Origin of the sequence: Acidovorax sp. (assembly GCF_021287135.1) — a bacterium.
Taxonomy (GTDB): Bacteria; Pseudomonadota; Gammaproteobacteria; order Burkholderiales; family Burkholderiaceae_C; genus Acidovorax.
Genome location: NZ_JAJTBB010000036.1, coordinates 70,077 through 85,105, shown reverse-complemented (window position 1 = coordinate 85,105; position 15,029 = coordinate 70,077). Strand labels below are relative to the sequence as shown.

General features: G+C 69.4%; 16 protein-coding genes. 10 read left to right on the top strand and 6 right to left on the bottom strand.

The window, feature by feature from the left end; translation table 11 throughout:
* The first annotated feature begins 3 nt into the window (after positions 1–3).
* Together glp and moaD are read left to right on the top strand one after the other, a co-directional pair.
* Positions 4–1,227 carry a gephyrin-like molybdotransferase Glp gene (glp, locus tag LWW96_RS09470; protein ID WP_291486294.1) on the top strand — a complete coding sequence of 408 codons (1,224 nt, stop codon included), beginning with the start codon at positions 4–6 and terminating at the stop codon, positions 1,225–1,227.
* A complete protein-coding gene (gene moaD / locus LWW96_RS09465) occupies positions 1,224–1,475 on the top strand; it encodes a molybdopterin converting factor subunit 1 (RefSeq protein WP_291486293.1) in 252 nt (83 codons plus the stop codon). Before glp ends, moaD begins: the two co-directional genes overlap by 4 nt.
* Here moaD and dapA read toward each other — a convergent pair.
* The 4 genes from dapA to LWW96_RS09445 all read right to left on the bottom strand — a co-directional run bounded on the left by dapA (position 1,462) and on the right by LWW96_RS09445 (position 4,149).
* A complete protein-coding gene (gene dapA, locus LWW96_RS09460; RefSeq protein ID WP_291486291.1) occupies positions 1,462–2,367 on the bottom strand; it encodes a 4-hydroxy-tetrahydrodipicolinate synthase in 906 nt (301 codons plus the stop codon). The genes moaD and dapA overlap by 14 nt on opposite strands.
* A 259-nt stretch (positions 2,368–2,626) precedes the next feature.
* The gene (locus LWW96_RS09455; RefSeq protein ID WP_291486289.1) at positions 2,627–2,974 is read right to left on the bottom strand and encodes a hypothetical protein; all 348 of its coding nucleotides are present in this window, start codon (positions 2,972–2,974) and stop codon (positions 2,627–2,629) included.
* Between the two features lie 17 nt (positions 2,975–2,991).
* On the bottom strand, positions 2,992–3,873 hold the full coding sequence (locus LWW96_RS09450; protein WP_291486287.1) for a hypothetical protein: 882 nt from the start codon (positions 3,871–3,873) through the stop codon (positions 2,992–2,994).
* A gap of 21 nt (positions 3,874–3,894) precedes the next feature.
* Positions 3,895–4,149: a hypothetical protein gene (locus LWW96_RS09445; protein WP_291486286.1), complete on the bottom strand. Its 255-nt coding sequence runs from the start codon at positions 4,147–4,149 to the stop codon at positions 3,895–3,897.
* A gap of 129 nt (positions 4,150–4,278) precedes the next feature.
* On the opposite strand from LWW96_RS09445, the gene LWW96_RS09440 reads away from it, so the two are divergent.
* The 5 genes from LWW96_RS09440 to LWW96_RS09420 all read left to right on the top strand — a co-directional run bounded on the left by LWW96_RS09440 (position 4,279) and on the right by LWW96_RS09420 (position 9,737).
* A complete protein-coding gene (locus LWW96_RS09440) occupies positions 4,279–4,524 on the top strand; it encodes a hypothetical protein (protein ID WP_291486285.1) in 246 nt (81 codons plus the stop codon).
* A 39-nt stretch (positions 4,525–4,563) separates the two neighbouring features.
* Positions 4,564–5,040, top strand: a complete 477-nt coding sequence (locus LWW96_RS09435; RefSeq protein ID WP_291486284.1) for a molybdenum cofactor biosynthesis protein MoaE — start codon at positions 4,564–4,566, stop codon at positions 5,038–5,040.
* A 183-nt stretch (positions 5,041–5,223) separates the two neighbouring features.
* Positions 5,224–7,839 (top strand): ATP-dependent chaperone ClpB, encoded by a 2,616-nt coding sequence (clpB, locus tag LWW96_RS09430; RefSeq protein ID WP_291486282.1) that lies wholly within the window; start codon positions 5,224–5,226, stop codon positions 7,837–7,839.
* A gap of 47 nt (positions 7,840–7,886) precedes the next feature.
* Entirely contained in the window at positions 7,887–8,225 is a 339-nt protein-coding gene (locus LWW96_RS09425) for a hypothetical protein (RefSeq protein WP_291486280.1), read from the top strand.
* 72 nt (positions 8,226–8,297) lie between these two features.
* Entirely contained in the window at positions 8,298–9,737 is a 1,440-nt protein-coding gene (locus tag LWW96_RS09420; protein WP_291486278.1) for a coniferyl aldehyde dehydrogenase, read from the top strand.
* Here LWW96_RS09420 and LWW96_RS09415 read toward each other — a convergent pair.
* Entirely contained in the window at positions 9,709–11,574 is a 1,866-nt protein-coding gene (locus LWW96_RS09415) for a hybrid sensor histidine kinase/response regulator (RefSeq protein WP_291486276.1), read from the bottom strand. The genes LWW96_RS09420 and LWW96_RS09415 overlap by 29 nt on opposite strands.
* The gene (locus LWW96_RS09410) at positions 11,558–12,196 is read right to left on the bottom strand and encodes a response regulator transcription factor (RefSeq protein ID WP_291486274.1); all 639 of its coding nucleotides are present in this window, start codon (positions 12,194–12,196) and stop codon (positions 11,558–11,560) included. The genes LWW96_RS09415 and LWW96_RS09410 overlap by 17 nt, the downstream gene beginning before the upstream one ends.
* 183 nt (positions 12,197–12,379) lie before the next feature.
* Here LWW96_RS09410 and LWW96_RS09405 point away from each other — a divergent pair, with 183 nt between their 5' ends.
* From LWW96_RS09405 to LWW96_RS09395, 3 genes are all read left to right on the top strand, one after another.
* Complete coding sequence (locus LWW96_RS09405; protein ID WP_291486272.1) at positions 12,380–12,955, top strand: hypothetical protein; 576 nt, start codon at positions 12,380–12,382, stop codon at positions 12,953–12,955.
* Positions 12,956–13,124: 169 nt separating this feature from the next.
* A complete protein-coding gene (locus LWW96_RS09400; protein WP_291486270.1) occupies positions 13,125–13,649 on the top strand; it encodes a GNAT family N-acetyltransferase in 525 nt (174 codons plus the stop codon).
* 207 nt (positions 13,650–13,856) lie between these two features.
* Entirely contained in the window at positions 13,857–15,011 is a 1,155-nt protein-coding gene (locus LWW96_RS09395; protein WP_291486268.1) for a class I SAM-dependent methyltransferase, read from the top strand.
* Positions 15,012–15,029 lie beyond the last annotated feature (18 nt).

Sequence of the window (15,029 nt, the reverse complement as noted above, 5' to 3'; positions counted from 1 at the left end):
ATGATGAAGAAGTCACCCCTCAAGCCCCTGGACGACGCCCTGGCCGAGCTGCTGGCCCATGCCGCGCCCCTGGCGGGCACCGACACCGTGGCCACCTTCGATGCCGACGGCCGCGTGCTGGCGCAAGACTGTGTGTCGGCCCTGCACGTGCCCCCGCAGGACAACAGCTCCATGGACGGCTATGCCGTGCGCTGCGCCGACGTGGCCGCGCCGGGCACGGTGCTGCCCGTGTCGCAGCGCATTGCCGCGGGCAGCGCGGGCGAGCCGCTGGCCGCCGGCACCGCCGCGCGCATCTTCACCGGCGCGCCCGTGCCGCAGGGCGCCGATGCCATCCTGATGCAGGAAGACTGCGAGCCCGTGGAGCCCGCCAGCGTTCGCCTCAACGCCGTGCCCCAGCCGGGCCAATGGATCCGCCGCGCGGGCGAAGACATCACCCGCGGCGCGGTGGTGCTGGCCGCGGGCACACGCCTGTCGCCCGCCGAGCTGGGCCTGGCCGCCAGCATCGGCCTGCACCAGCTGTCGGTGGCGCGCCGCCCGCGCGTGGCACTGTTCTCCACCGGCGACGAGTTGGTCATGCCCGGCGACGTGCCGCCCGAGCAGATGCGGCCGGGCGCCATTTACAACAGCAATCGCTTCTTCCTGCGCGCCATGCTGCTGCGCCTGGGCTGCGAGGTGACGGACTTCGGCATCGTGCCCGACCGGCGCGACGCCACCGTGGCCGCGCTGCGCGACGCCAGCAGTGCCCACGACCTGATCCTGACCAGCGGCGGTGTGAGCGTGGGCGAGGAAGACCACATCAAGCCCGCCGTGGAGTCGCTGGGCCGCCTGGACCTGTGGCAGATCGCCATGAAGCCGGGCAAGCCTTTCGCCTACGGCACGGTGGGCAATGCGCACTTCATGGGGCTGCCGGGCAACCCCGTGTCCAGCTTCCTCACCTTTGCGCTGCTGGTGCGGCCGTTCCTGTTGCGCTTGCAAGGCGTGCAGGAGGTTGCTCCCAAATCAATAGCAGCTACCGCACGTTTTGATTGGCCCAAGGCCGATAAGCGCCGAGAATTTTTGCGCGTGCGCCGCCACCCTGAGGGCGGGCTGGAGCTGTTCAACAACCAGAGTTCGGGCGTGCTCACGTCCGCCGCCTGGGGCGATGGCGTGGTGGACAACCCGGTCGGCCAGACCATCGCGGCGGGTGACACCGTGCAGTACATCGCCTTCTCGGACCTCATTTCATGAAGATCACCGTCCGCTACTTTGCCTCCATCCGTGAGGCCATCGGCCAGGGCAGCGAGGCACTGGACACCAGCGCCGCCACGCTGGGCGCGCTGCGCGACGAACTCATCGCCCGCGGCGGCGCGCACGCCACCAGCCTGGCGCGCGGCAAGGCGGTGCGCATGGCGCTGAATCAGACCCTGAGCGATGAGTCCGCCACCCTGGCCGACGGCGCCGAGGTGGCGTTCTTCCCGCCGGTTACGGGCGGCTGATCCCCGGCAAGGCCTGCAGGCGCTGCAGCAGCGCTTCGGAGGCCGGCATCATCGGCGCCCGCAGCTCGTTGCGCATCCAGCCCGCCTGCGCCAGCACAGCCTTCAGCGGGGCCGGGTTGGGCTCGGCAAAACACATTGCCACCCAGGGCTGCACGGCCTGCCATACACCGCGCGCCTCGGCCAGCCGGCCCGCGCGCAGCAACGCCACCAGCTCCACGAACTGCGGCGTCTGCCAGTGCGCGCTGGCCGCGATGGCGCCCGTGCCGCCCAGGGCCAGGGTGGTGAACATCTGCGCGTCCTCACCCGCCAGCACGGCCAGGCGGCCGTCGGCAATGAGCGCCTGCGTCTTGGCCGGGTTGCCCCCGCAGTCCTTGATGGCGCGGATGTGCGGGTGCCCGGCCAGCGCCAGCAGCGTCTCGGTGGCCAGCGTGGCGCCAGTGCGGTAGGGGATGTCGTAGAGGACCAGCGGCACATGGCTGGCATCGGCCAGCGTGCGGAACCAGTGCAGCAGGCCGTCCTGCCCCGGGCGGATGTAGTGCGGCGCGGGCACCAGCAGGCCAGCCAGCGGGTAGCGCGACAGGGTCTGCACCCACGCCACCGTTTGCCCCAGGTGGTAGCCCGACAGGCCCATCACCACCGGCAGCCCCCGGGCGGCGCCGAGCACCGTCTCCAGCACGGCCAGCTGCTCGGCCTTGTCCAGCGCGGCGGCTTCGCCGGTCGAGCCGCAGGCCACAAAGCCCGAGACGCCTTGCTGCGCGAGCTGTGCGGTCATGGCGGCCAGGGCCGGGTGGTCGACGGCCCCGTCACGGAACGGTGTGACGAGGGGAATCCAGAGCCCGCTGAAGACAGTGTCAACGGCGGCGTTGGGGGACTGGGAGAACGAAGAAGGCATGCGAAACACTCCAGGGAGATTCGACCGCAAGGAAGAACCGTCCAGGGTGCGCGCGCGGAATGCCAGGAATCAAAAATCGAGGGTTTTGTGCCAAGGGTTCCGTCGCTCATCCGGGACGGAACCACGCAGCTCCGGTCAGATGAGCTGGGGTTTTTTGGCTTTGGTGGAGATGACCGCGCACGGCAACGCCACCGCCGGTGCGGCGGTCAGGGCGATGGGGGTGTGCGTGGGCATGCGGCGCAGTATAGCCAGGCGTTGTTCAAACGCCCTCGGCGCCTTCTGCGGACTGTGGTGCGGGCGCCACCAGCTCGGGGCAAGGCCAGTTCAGCAGCTCCGCCAGGCGGGTCGTGATCCACGTGGCCTCCGGCACCGGCACGCCCGACTCGGCCGCACACAGCCCGGCGTGGATGCGCCGCAGGATCTCGGCTTCAGAAGGCGCCTGCACGTGGTACAGCGTCTGCGCCTGCTCCACCAGGTGGCCGGCCAGGTCTTCGCACAGCTCGTAGCGGGCGCGCACCTCGTTCGCGCTGGCGGTGAGCCGGCCGCGGGCGTCGGAATACACCGCCATGAAGGAAGGCGGCACGTGGATCTGGTTGTCGTCGTACATAGAGTCCGTGAAAGGTGTCAGTGGCTCGCGGCATGCCGTGTGCCGCGGTCGGCGGCCTGGGCGGCTTCAGCAAACCAGCCCAGCAGGTGGTGCAGCCAGTGGCGCAGCTCGGCCTCGAAGCGGGGCGTCAGCGCCACCAGCCCGCGCCGCGCGTCCTGCGTGAGCAGGCCCTCGGCCGTGGCGTCGTTGACCAGGTTGCGCACATGCGAATGCGAAAACCCCAGCCGCTCGGCCAGCTCCTGCGCGCGCAGCGGAAACAGGGGCGCCGGGCCGCCGCCCAGGCCGGCTGCGGCGGTGCGGCAGTGCTCGCGCAGCAGCAGCATGGCCACGCGGCCGCCGCCCTCGCGCTGGTCAAACCAGTCCCACCCGCCCAACTGGCCGCGGTGCGCGGCCAGGCGGTCCAGGATGGTGCCGGCGCGGCACAGAAAGGACTCGAAATAGTCCGCATCGGCCTGCAGCCGCGCCGCGTGGCCGTGGGCGAGCACGCCCAGCGCCTCGGCGCACTGCAGGTGGTGCACTACCCACGTGCGCAGCCCGTCCAGCAGCCGCGGGCCGGGCACCAGGTAGCGCACGCGGCGGTCCGCCGCGTCGGGCTCGGCGGTGACCATGCCGGCCAGGCGCAACACCGCAAAGAACGTGGCCAGCGTGCGCCCGCCGCTGCCCGCCTGGCGCTGCAGCAGGGCCAGCGTGGGGCGGGGCGCGCCTTCGCGCTGCCACTGGAAATGCTGCACCACCAGCCGCCCCGCAGCGTGCGACTGCAGCGCGCGGCCGAAGATCTTGTTGATGAGCCGCTCGTTCCAGTGCAGCCGCAAAATGCCGTGGCAGTAGGCCTCCACGGCCTCGGTGTAGGCGTCGGGGGCCTGCGATTGCAGCGGGTGAAAGGACTCCTGGAAATCCATGGACCGGTGCGGCGGGGCGGCTCAGTCGGGCGTGAACAGGCGCTCAAAGCGCGCCAGGTCCGCCGGCAACTCGAACGTCACCACCTGGCCCATCTTCATGTCGGCCAGCCGGCAGGCGGCAAACAGCGTGGTCTGGCCCGCCAGATCCATCGCGTCGAGGTCGATGATGGCGTAGGGGTAGGGCACGAACACCTGGTGCGCAAACACGTTCTTGGTGGCGTTGCGCGGCGAGGGGTAGAGCTTGTACAGCGCGGTTTGGATCGTCTGGGTGGCCATGGGCGGGTGTCGAGAAAAGGGGCGCCGCGCGGTACGAAGCGGGTACAGTGCTGCCGGATGGGACCGCATCGTACAGACAAAGCCCTCCCCTCGTTTTCCGTTTTCCCGTCTTTCCGCTTCTATCGTTCTATGGCGCGCAGCAGCAACATCAAAAGCAAGAGTGAATGGCCGGCCAAGGTGCTGGCGCTGGTGCGGGGCGGCAACATCCCGGCGGCCGTGGCGCAGATCAAGGTGGCGCCCACGGTGGCGGACATCACCCGCCTGCAGACGCTGCTGGCCCAGCTGCCGTCCACGCCGGCGCTGGTGCAGCTGAACAAGGTGGTGGAAGAAGAGCGCGCCCTGCTGGCCGCACCGCGCCTGCACCGTGCGCCCTGATCCTGACCGATTCCTGCCGAGCTTGCCTTAACTCCTGCCATGACCTTGCCCCGCGTTTCCATCCAGACCGAAGACTTCGACCTGTCCGCCGAAGTCGCCGCCCTGCGCCGCGAGAACAAGGGCGTGGGCGCCGTGTGCAGCTTTGTCGGCACGGTCCGCGACCGTAACGAGGGCGATGCCGTCTCGTCCATGGAGCTGGAGCACTACCCCGGCATGACCGAAAAATCCATCGAGGCGATGGTGGACGAAGCGTTCGCCCGCTTCGACATCTTTGGCGCGCGCGTGATCCACCGCGTGGGGCTGCTGCAGCCGCTCGACCAGATCGTGCTGGTGGCCGTGACCAGCGCGCACCGCGGGCAGAGCTTCCAGGCCTGCGAGTTCTTGATGGACTACCTCAAGACCCAGGCGCCGTTCTGGAAGAAAGAGCAGACCGCCCGGGGCGCCCGCTGGGTGGATGCCCGCGTGAGCGACGACGCGGCGCTGGCCCGCTGGGGCATCGTGGCCAGCAACGCCTGAGGGCGGCTCCTGGATTTTGTTAAAAATGGCCTCTAGCGCTTGTCCTTCAAGCGCTGGCAGCTAGCAAAATCATAGCAATTTGCCCGGCTGGCCGGCCTGGGTGTCTGTGGATAAGTTGATCTGGCACCGCTTGAAAACCGCCGGCCCCTCCTCACATGAGACGCAATCGGAGGACATTGACCCATGCGTCTCGACAAATTCACCACCAAGTTCCAGGAAGCCTTGGGCGACGCCCAGAGCCTGGCCCTGGCCCATGACAACGCCTACATTGAGCCCGTGCACGTGCTGTTGGCCATGCTTCAGCAGGACGACGGCCCCAAGGCGCTGCTGCAGCGCGCGGGCGCCAACGTGCCCGGCCTCATCAGCGCGGCCGAGGCCGCCATCAAGCGCCTGCCGCAAGTGCAGGGGCACGACCAGGTGCAGGGCGGCCCCGAGCTGGGCCGCGTGCTACAGGGCACCGAGAAGGAAGCGCTGAAGCGCGGCGACCAGTTCATTGCCAGCGAGCTCTTCCTGCTGGCGCTGACCGACAGCAAGGGCGACGCCGCCCAGATCGCCAAGGACAACGGCCTCACCCGCAAGAGCCTGGAAGCCGCCATCAACGCCGTGCGCGGCGGCCAGAAGGTGGACAGCGCCGAGGCCGAGGGCCAGCGCGGTGCACTGCAGAAATACTGCCTGGACCTGACCGAGCGCGCCCGTGCCGGCAAGCTGGACCCGGTGATCGGCCGCGACGACGAGATCCGCCGCGCCATCCAGGTGCTGCAGCGCCGCAGCAAGAACAACCCCGTGCTCATCGGCGAGCCCGGCGTGGGCAAGACCGCCATCGTCGAGGGCCTGGCCCAGCGCATCGTGGCGGGCGAGGTGCCCGAGTCGCTCAAGAACAAGCGCGTGCTCTCGCTCGACATGGCTGCGTTGCTGGCCGGCGCCAAGTACCGCGGCGAGTTTGAAGAGCGGCTGAAAGCTGTGCTCAACGAGCTGGCCAAGGACGAGGGCCAGACCATCGTCTTCATCGACGAGCTGCACACCATGGTGGGCGCCGGCAAGGCCGAGGGCGCCATGGACGCCGGCAACATGCTCAAGCCGGCGCTTGCGCGCGGCGAACTGCACTGCGTGGGCGCGACCACGCTCGACGAATACCGCAAGTACATCGAGAAGGATGCTGCGCTGGAGCGGCGCTTCCAGAAGATCCTGGTGGGCGAGCCCAGTGTGGAGGCGACCATCGCCATCCTGCGCGGCCTGCAAGAGCGCTATGAGCTGCACCACGGCGTGGACATCACCGACCCGGCCATCGTGGCCGCGGCCGAGCTGAGTAACCGCTACATCACCGACCGCTTCCTACCCGACAAGGCCATCGACCTGATCGACGAGGCCGCGGCCAAGATCAAGATCGAGATCGACTCCAAGCCCGAGGCCATCGACAAGCTCGACCGCCGCCTGATCCAGCTGCAGATCGAGCGTGAGGCCGTGAAGAAGGAAAAGGACGAGGCCTCGCAAAAGCGGCTGGGCCTGATCGAGGACGAAATCGTCCGCCTGCAGAAAGAGATTGCCGACCTGGAAGACATCTGGACCGCCGAGAAGGCCCAGGCCCAGGGCAGCCAGCAGGTGCGCGAGCAGGTTGAGAAGGTCAAGCTGCAGATCGAGGAACTCAAGCGCAAGGGCGACTTCAACAAGGTGGCCGAGCTGCAGTACGGCAAGCTGCCCGAGCTGGAGCGCCAGCTGAAGGAGGCGCAGGCCAAGGAAGAGGGCAAGGACGGCGCGTCCACCCCCAACCGGCTGCTGCGCACGCAGGTGGGCGCGGAAGAAATCGCCGAAGTGGTGAGCCGCGCCACGGGCATTCCCGTGGCCAAGATGATGCAGGGCGAAAAGGACAAGTTGCTGCAGATGGAAGCCAAGCTGCACGAGCGCGTGGTGGGCCAGGACGAGGCCATTGCCGCCGTGGCCAACGCCATCCGCCGCTCGCGTTCGGGCCTGTCGGACCCGAACCGGCCCACGGGCTCGTTCCTGTTCCTCGGCCCCACGGGCGTGGGCAAGACCGAGCTGTGCAAGGCGCTGGCGGGCTTTTTGTTCGACAGCGAAGACCACCTGGTGCGCATCGACATGAGCGAGTTCATGGAGAAGCACTCCGTGGCCCGCCTGATCGGTGCGCCGCCCGGCTACGTGGGCTACGAGGAGGGCGGCTACCTGACGGAAGCCGTGCGCCGCAAGCCCTACAGCGTGCTGCTGCTCGACGAGGTGGAAAAGGCCCACCCCGACGTGTTCAACGTGCTGCTGCAGGTGCTGGACGACGGCCGCCTGACGGACGGCCAGGGCCGCACCGTGGACTTCAAGAACACGGTGATCGTGATGACCAGCAACATCGGCTCGCACCTGATCCAGGCCATGGTGGGCCAGGACTACGAGGACGTGAAGGACGCGGTGTGGGGCGAGCTGAAGAACCACTTCCGGCCCGAGTTCCTGAACCGCATTGACGAGACGGTGGTCTTCCACGGCCTGGACGCGCAGCACATTGCCGCCATCGCCAAGATCCAGCTGGCGCAGCTGCAAAACCGCCTGGCGCGGATGGATTTGGAGCTGCAGGTGTCCGACGCCGCCTTGGCAGAATTGGCCAAGGTGGGGTTCGACCCGGTGTTCGGTGCGCGGCCGCTCAAGCGGGCGATCCAGCAGCGCATCGAGAACCCGCTGTCGAAGTTGCTGCTCGAAGGGCGCTTCCCGCCCAAGAGCGTGATTTCGGTGACGGTGAACCCGGTGCTGGAGCCGGGCGTGTTCCAGTTCAGTGCCGGCGCCGCGGCCACCGACGCCTGAGTCGCGGCGCGGTGGCGGCCCGCCATGGAGTGAAGGAGAGGTAGCGTTTGAACGATTTCGTTGCGGCGGTATTGCGCTGGGCCCTGCGCGTGCTGGTGGTGGCCATGGGGCTGGTGGTGTTCCTGAGCCTGCTGGTGGCCGTGCTGGTCCTGGGCGCCGTGTGGGCCCTGCGGGCGGCTTGGGCGCGGCTCACCGGCCGGCCTGCGGCGCCGTGGGTGATGCGGGTGGACCCGCGCACGGGCTTTCGCACCGTGTTTGCAACCAGCCAGCGCTGGTCGTCGGCGGCAGAGCGCCCCGCCTCCTCGGCGGCGGCCTCGCCGCGCCGCGGCGGCGTGCTGCCCGGTGCGGCCGAGGTGACCGACGTGGAAGCCCGCGACGTGCGGTAAAAGAACGCAACACCGCGGGCCGATCCCCCATCCGGTGCGGCCGCGGCGCATGCGTCTTCTATGATGCCCTCCATGACGCCTGCCGAGATCCACGCCCTTTTTGATCTGCAACACCGTGCCAGCCGCGAGCACGTGGAGGTGCCGCTGCTGGTGCGCCGTGAGCGGCTGCTGCGCATGCGCAAGCTGTTGGACGAGAACGGTCCGGTGCTGGCGGCCGCCGTGCAGGCGGACTTCGGCATGCGCTCGCCGCGCCTGACCGAAGTGGCGGACTTCTTCGTGCTGCGCACCCTGCTGTCGCACACGCTCAAGCACCTGGCAGGCTGGATGAAGCCGCGCCGGGTGCGCACCCCCATTTTTCTGCAGCCGGCCAGTGGCTACATCCACCGCCAACCGCTGGGCGTGGTGGGCGTGATCGCGCCGTGGAACTACCCGGTGCAGCTGTCCCTGGCCCCGGCCATCACCGCGCTGGCGGCGGGCAACCGCGTGATGCTCAAGCCCAGCGAGCTCACGCCCCACACCTCGGCCCAGCTGGCCTTGCTGGTGGCGCAGTTCTTTTCGCCCGATGAGTTCAGTGTGGTGCAGGGCGATGCCAACCTGTCGGCCCTGTTCGCCTCGCTGCCGTTCGACCACCTGGTGTTTACCGGCTCCACCGCCGTGGGCCGCAAGGTGGCGCAGGCGGCGGCGCAGAACCTCACGCCCACCACGCTGGAGCTGGGGGGCAAGTCGCCGTGCATCATCGACGGCCAGTGCGACATGCAGGATGCGGCGCTCAAGATTGCCCATGGCAAGCTGCTCAATGCCGGGCAGACCTGCATCGCCCCGGATTACGTGCTGCTGCCCCGCGGCCGCGAGGGCGAGTTTGCCCAGGCCTACCGCGCGGCGGTGCAGCGGCTGTTCCCCACCATTGAGGGCAACGCCGACTACGCGTCCATCATCACGCCGCGCCACCACGGGCGCCTGCGCACCATGCTGCAGCAGGCCCAGACGCAGGGTGCCGAGGTGGTCGCCATCGACCCGACCGAGGGCAAGCCCGCGCCGGCCACCGTGGGCACGCTGGGCGATGGGGCCAGCCGCCAGATGGTGCCCACGCTGGTGTTTGGCGCCACCTCGCAGATGCAGCTCATGCAGGAGGAGATCTTCGGTCCCATCCTGCCTGTGATCTCCTACGAGCGGCTGGACGATGCGATCGCCCACATCAACAGCGGCCCCCGCCCGCTGGCCCTGTACTGGTTTGGCCAGAGCGAGGCCGTGCAGGGCGACGTGCTGCGCCGCACCGTGAGCGGCGGCGTGACGGTGAACGACACGCTCATGCACATCGCCCACGACAACCTGCCCTTTGGCGGTGTGGGCGACAGCGGCTGGGGCGCTTACCACGGGGAGCAGGGCTTTCTGCGCTTTTGCCACCAGAAGTCCGTGCTGGTGCAGTCGCGCTGGGCGCTGGGCTCGCTGTTCTACCCGCCCTACGGGGCGCGGTTCGACCAGGTCATGGGGCTGCTGCGCCGCTGGTTGTAGCCGTGGCGGCGGCATCTTCGCCGGCTGCCCGGGGCTGCCGGAGCAGCTGGACCATGGCACTGTGCAGCTGGCTGGTGGACACGGGCTTGTGCAGCAGCAGGGCCGAGGTGGACTGGGCGTCGCGCAACCGCTGGGGAGACGTGTCTCCCGTCATGATGATGGCGGGCACGGGCGCGCCCAGGTAGGCGCGCAGGGCCTGCAGGATCTGCTTGCCGGTTTCCTCGTGCCGCAGTCGGAAGTCGGTGATGATGAGATCGGGCGTGAAGTCTTCCAGGCAGTCCAGCGCCTGGGCGCCCGATTCGGCCGTGATGCACTGGCAGCCCCAGCTGTGCAGCAGCGACCGCATGCCCATGCGCACCGCTTCGTCGTCGTCGATGGCCAGCACCTTCAGGCCGACAAGGCCGCGTGCATCGGGCGCGGGCGCCGCGTCGTCCTCCAGCGCGCCTTGCCAGCGGTCCAGCCAGAGCCGGAAGACCGAGCCGCGGCCGGGCTGCGACAGCACCTGCACGGAGGTGTGCATCTCGCGCGCCAGGCGCTGCACGATGGCCAGCCCCAGGCCCAGGCCCTTGCGCCGGTCGCGCTCGGGGTTCCCGAGCTGGTGGAACTCCTTGAAGATGTTGTCCCACTCGCTGCGCGGGATGCCCTGGCCGGTGTCCCACACTTCCAGGGCCAGCCGTTTGCCCCGGGTGCGGCAGGCAATCAGCACGCCCCCGTGGGTGGTGTAGCGCAGCGCGTTGGAGATGAAGTTGTGCATGACCAGCCCCACCAGTGAGCGGTCGGCATACGCGGCGGCCGAGGTCTCGCGGGTGCGGTACACCAGGCCGGCCGTGTCGGCCTGCGCGCCGAACTCCTGCTCCAGCGCGGTCAGGAGGGGCTGCACGGCGAAGGCGTCCGGCCGCACCTTCACCACGCCTGCCTCCAGCCGCGAATAGTCCAGCAGCGTGGTCAGCATCTCGGCGGCCGCGCCCGAGGCCGCGTGGGCGTGTCCGAGCACCGTGCGCTGGTGATCGTTCAGCGGGCTGCGTTGCAGCGATTCCAGAAACAGCCCCAGCGCGTGCAGCGGCTGGCGCAGGTCGTGGCTGGCGGCGGCCAGGAAGCGGGACTTGTCCCGGTCCGCCTGCTCGGCAGCCTCCTGCGCGGCCAGGGCGCGCTGCGATTCGGCCCGCAGTTCGTTCACGAGCCGGTCGTTCTCCAGCTTGATGGCGATGCTGCGCCGGGTGGCGCGGTCGGCGGTGCGGGCCTGCATGCAGGTGAGGGCGTAGTACACGCTGGTCATGAACAGCGCAGGCCACAGCACGGGCCCGCCCGCCAGCGCCACCGCCGCCATCACGCCCCCGACCGCACACGTAAGGTAGATCACGTAGGCCCGGTACAGTGGAGCGCCGAGCCCCAGCGCGCCGGAGGACACTGTGCTGACGATGCCGATGGCGTAAATCACGCTGTCGGGCGTGCCCCAGTGGAGGACCACAAAGCCCAGGCTGCCCCAGCTCAGGCCCATGGCGGCCATGCAGGCACTGAGCTTGCGCGTGGCCTGCCGCGCGGGGCCGGCGTCGGGCGCGATGCTGCGCAGCGTCAGGTAGACGCACGCCACCACCACGGCATGCGAAGCCAGCCAGACGGTGACGGCCTGGAACTCGGCCACCCGGGCCATGACCCACAGGGTGCCCAGCGCGGTGATCAGCGACGCCAGCAGCGTCATGGGGAAGTTGTGGCGCAGCAGGGCCACCTGCTCGCGCAGCACTTCGTCGTTGTGCTCCCACACCGGCCAGCCCCAGCGCGTGGCGGGCCGTGGGGCCATGTCCGGCGCGGCCGGCAGGGCGTCAGTGGGGTGTGCCATGGAGCTGGGGTGTGGCCAGCCCCAGGCGCTGGGCTGCCAGCAGGGCTGCGCTGCGGCTGTTGACGCCCAGCTGGGCAAAGATGGCGGCCACGTGCACGCGCACCGTGTTCTCGCTCAGGCCCAGGTCGCGCGCGATCACCTTGTTGGGCTTGCCCGTGCACAGCAGGGCCAGCACATCGAGCTGCCGCGCAGTGAGGCTGGGCGCATCGGGGCCACGCGCGGCCGCGGCGTTGCCGCTGTGGGCGGGAAAGCAGGGCTGGCCCGACAGGGCGAGGCTGATGGCCTCCAGGATGTCCTCGGCGCTGGCGGATTTGGGCAGAAAGCCATCAGCCCCCCGCACGCGCGCCTCGTGCACGGCGTCGGGCGCCACGCTGGCAGACACCAGCACGATGCGCGCCTTGGGGCAGGCGTGGCGCAGCAGGCGCAAGCCGTCCAGGCCGCTCAGGCCGGGCAGCTGGATGTCCAGCAGCACCAGGTCGGTGTCCACCGGCTTCAAGGCGCAGGCCTCGGCGATGGAGCCCGCCTCATCAATCGCTCCCACGCTCGGGTGGTCCTGCACGATCAGCCGCAGTCCGGTGCGAAAGAGGTTGTGGTCGTCCACGAGCAGAAGGCGGGCAGTCATGCAGCGAGTATTGCGCACAACACCCTGGGGCGGCCTAGTCTTTTTGTGGGATGGACGCACGCTAGAGCGCTTTCTAGACTTTCCGTCAAGCAATGAAAAGCAGGTGCGGCAGGCGCCGGTGCGCCGCCTGCCGTTCCCTCCATCCCTTTCCTTCTTCATCGTTACTTTCTTCAAAGGTATTCCATGACTGCCAATGCTCTCCGCCCGGGTTCCTCGTCTTCCGAAGTGCCATGCCGCCAGGGCGGCGACGGGGCCGGCGACGGCGGCACGGGCCTGGGCGGCAACACGCTGGCGCGCATCGTGGAAGAGAACTGCCCCGGCATGCTGGCCTTTGCGGGGCTGGTGCTCGAGCAGCTGGATGCACAGGCCGGCACCTGGCAGTTTTCCATCGACGAAGGCCAGACCTGGCGGGCCATCCGCACGGACCTGATCAACCGCCCCGGCAACATGGGCCTGGCGCTGGACCGGGGCGCACGCCTGCGTGTGCTGCCATTTGCAGGCCACCGGGTGTCGGGCGCACGGGTGGCCTTTCATACCGTGCAGCGTGCCCACGGCCCGGGCAACGGCAGCTACCGGGCCTATGCCAGCGACGACCGTGAGGACGGCTCGCGCACCGTGACGCTGGTGCTGGGGCTCTCGGCCATCAACGGAGCGCCGCCCGCGGTGCATGTGCCGCGCCCGCGCAACAAGCGGGCGCTGGTGCGCCGCAGCGCAGCGGCGGGGGCCACGCCGCTCACCGGCTCGCTGGCCCTGGCCTGACCTTCGGCGCCCCGCTGGGCTGGGCAAGGCTGGCGAGGGGGAGCCTTCCGTCAGCGCGGCAGGGGCGCTAAAAGGGGTATGGGGAAGGGGCGCACGGGGGAGAAAAACCGTTTGCGGCGACAATGCTGGGTTTCCGATTTTTTATTCCCTGTTTTCGTTCGGTTTTTCCATGTCCAGTATCCAGGTTCGTCCCGCCACGCTTCGCGATGCCAAAGCCATCGCCCAGGTCCACACAGCCTCTGCCCAGGAGGCCTACAAAGGGCTGGTGCCAGACGAGCAATTGAAAGCCATGTCTTCGGTCGAGAAGCGCCAGGCCTATTGGCGCGAGGCCATCGAATATTGCGAGCCCCAGGTGCAGGTGGCGGTGGACGGCGAGAAGATCGTCGGTTTTGTCGGCTACGACCGCTCGCGCGATGAGAAGTCCCGTCCCACCACGGGCGAGATCTGGGCCATCTATGCGGCGCCCACCCATTGGAACCAGGGCGTGGGCTTGGCGCTGTGGGACGCTGCCCGCGACGGCCTGCAGGAAGAGGGTTGCACCAACGTCACCGCCTGGGTGCCGCTGCGCAACGAGCGCGCGCTGCGCTTTCATGAACTCGCAGGCTTCAAGCGCGAGCTGTCCACGGCCAAGACGGCGGTGGTCGGCGGCGTGAAGATCGAGGAAGTGCGGCTGAAGCGGCCGATTAATGCATAGGATGAGGCGCATCCCCCTGAGCGGCTGCGCCGCTTCCACCTTCTCTCGTGCTTCGCACGGGAAGGGGGACGCCGCCAGCGCACGCAAGCGACGCGCCGTCCACGGGGCTTGGCGGCCCTTGCGCGGCGGCCCTGGTTTTGTCAGCGCCCGCTTCACAAGCACTCGGCAGCTCGCGGCTCCACGTCTTTTGGGCGTCACGGTATCCCAATGATCCACTGGGCCCACCAAGGCCAAGCCCAGCAAGCGCTGTGGCGCTCGGAGAGCGGGACGCCCGTTCCGCGCCGGGTCGAAGTCGTGGACGACACGCTGTCCGCTGACGCGGCCTACCGCATGGCGTGCGAGGGCGCGGGGCTGCTGTGGCAGGGTGATTTTCAGAACGCGCGGCACTTGTTGCAGGCGCTCATGCGCCGGGCTGACAGAAAGCCGCGCAAGTCGGCTGCGAAGGCGTCCCACAAGCTGGCATCCGCCACGCCGGCCGAGGCTTTTCACCTGCACCGCCAGGCGCAGGCGCAGCGGGCGCGGGTGCTGGCGGCGGTGCTCATCCCGCTGGAAGGTGACTACGGCATCGCCCTGCGCCGGGCGCCGGACTGGCGCGCGGCCTGCGCGGAGGCATGGGGTCCGGCCACGGGCGAGCGCAGCGTGGCCACGTTGCGCGAGCTGCTGGGCCTGGTGGGGGCGCACGAGTGGCGCAAGAAAGGCGTGGAGGTGCCCGCGCTGGGAGCGCCGCCCCACAACCGCATCCACCCGCACTACGGTGTGTTTTCGCCCGTGCGCGGCGAGTACGTGGACCTGGTTGCCAGCGCGCCGCTGCCCGGTGGCAACCCGGCGCTGGCCTTCGACATCGGCGTGGGCACGGGCGTGCTGTCTGCGGTGCTGGTGCGCCGCGGCGTGCGGCAGGTGGTGGCCACCGACCAGGACCCGCGCGCGCTGGAGTGCGCACGCGACAACCTGCAGCGCCTGGGCATTCTCGCGTCCGTGCAGCTGTTGCAGGCCGACCTGTTCCCGCCCGGCCGCGCGCCGCTGGTGCTGTGCAACCCGCCCTGGGTGCCCGCGCGGGCCAGTTCGCCCATCGAGCGTGCGGTGTACGACGAAGGCAGCAGCATGCTGCGCGGCTTCCTGGCGGGCCTGGCAGAGCACCTGGAGCCCGGCGGGGAGGGGTGGCTGATCCTGTCTGATCTGGCCGAGCACCTGGGCTTGCGCCCGCGTGCGCAGTTGCTGGAGTGGATCGCCGCGGCGGGGCTGAAGGTGCTGGGCCGGCACGATATCCGTCCCCGCCATGCCAAGGCCGCGGACACGGCCGATGCGCTGCACGCGGCGCGTGCGGCCGAGGTCACGTCCCTCTGGCGGTTGGGCGCGGCCTGAACGCGCGGGCGCGCCGCC

Coding starts and splice junctions, on each gene's coding strand:
- LWW96_RS09400 (WP_291486270.1), top strand. CDS start 13,125: ATGTCCAGTATCCAGGTTCGTCCCGCCACGCTTCGCGATGCCAAAGCC.
- LWW96_RS09455 (WP_291486289.1), bottom strand. CDS start 2,974: ATGTACGACGACAACCAGATCCACGTGCCGCCTTCCTTCATGGCGGTG.
- LWW96_RS09435 (WP_291486284.1), top strand. CDS start 4,564: ATGACCTTGCCCCGCGTTTCCATCCAGACCGAAGACTTCGACCTGTCC.
- LWW96_RS09415 (WP_291486276.1), bottom strand. CDS start 11,574: ATGGCACACCCCACTGACGCCCTGCCGGCCGCGCCGGACATGGCCCCA.
- moaD (WP_291486293.1), top strand. CDS start 1,224: ATGAAGATCACCGTCCGCTACTTTGCCTCCATCCGTGAGGCCATCGGC.
- LWW96_RS09445 (WP_291486286.1), bottom strand. CDS start 4,149: ATGGCCACCCAGACGATCCAAACCGCGCTGTACAAGCTCTACCCCTCG.
- glp (WP_291486294.1), top strand. CDS start 4: ATGAAGAAGTCACCCCTCAAGCCCCTGGACGACGCCCTGGCCGAGCTG.
- LWW96_RS09420 (WP_291486278.1), top strand. CDS start 8,298: ATGACGCCTGCCGAGATCCACGCCCTTTTTGATCTGCAACACCGTGCC.
- clpB (WP_291486282.1), top strand. CDS start 5,224: ATGCGTCTCGACAAATTCACCACCAAGTTCCAGGAAGCCTTGGGCGAC.
- LWW96_RS09405 (WP_291486272.1), top strand. CDS start 12,380: ATGACTGCCAATGCTCTCCGCCCGGGTTCCTCGTCTTCCGAAGTGCCA.
- LWW96_RS09450 (WP_291486287.1), bottom strand. CDS start 3,873: ATGGATTTCCAGGAGTCCTTTCACCCGCTGCAATCGCAGGCCCCCGAC.
- dapA (WP_291486291.1), bottom strand. CDS start 2,367: ATGCCTTCTTCGTTCTCCCAGTCCCCCAACGCCGCCGTTGACACTGTC.
- LWW96_RS09395 (WP_291486268.1), top strand. CDS start 13,857: ATGATCCACTGGGCCCACCAAGGCCAAGCCCAGCAAGCGCTGTGGCGC.
- LWW96_RS09410 (WP_291486274.1), bottom strand. CDS start 12,196: ATGACTGCCCGCCTTCTGCTCGTGGACGACCACAACCTCTTTCGCACC.
- LWW96_RS09440 (WP_291486285.1), top strand. CDS start 4,279: ATGGCGCGCAGCAGCAACATCAAAAGCAAGAGTGAATGGCCGGCCAAG.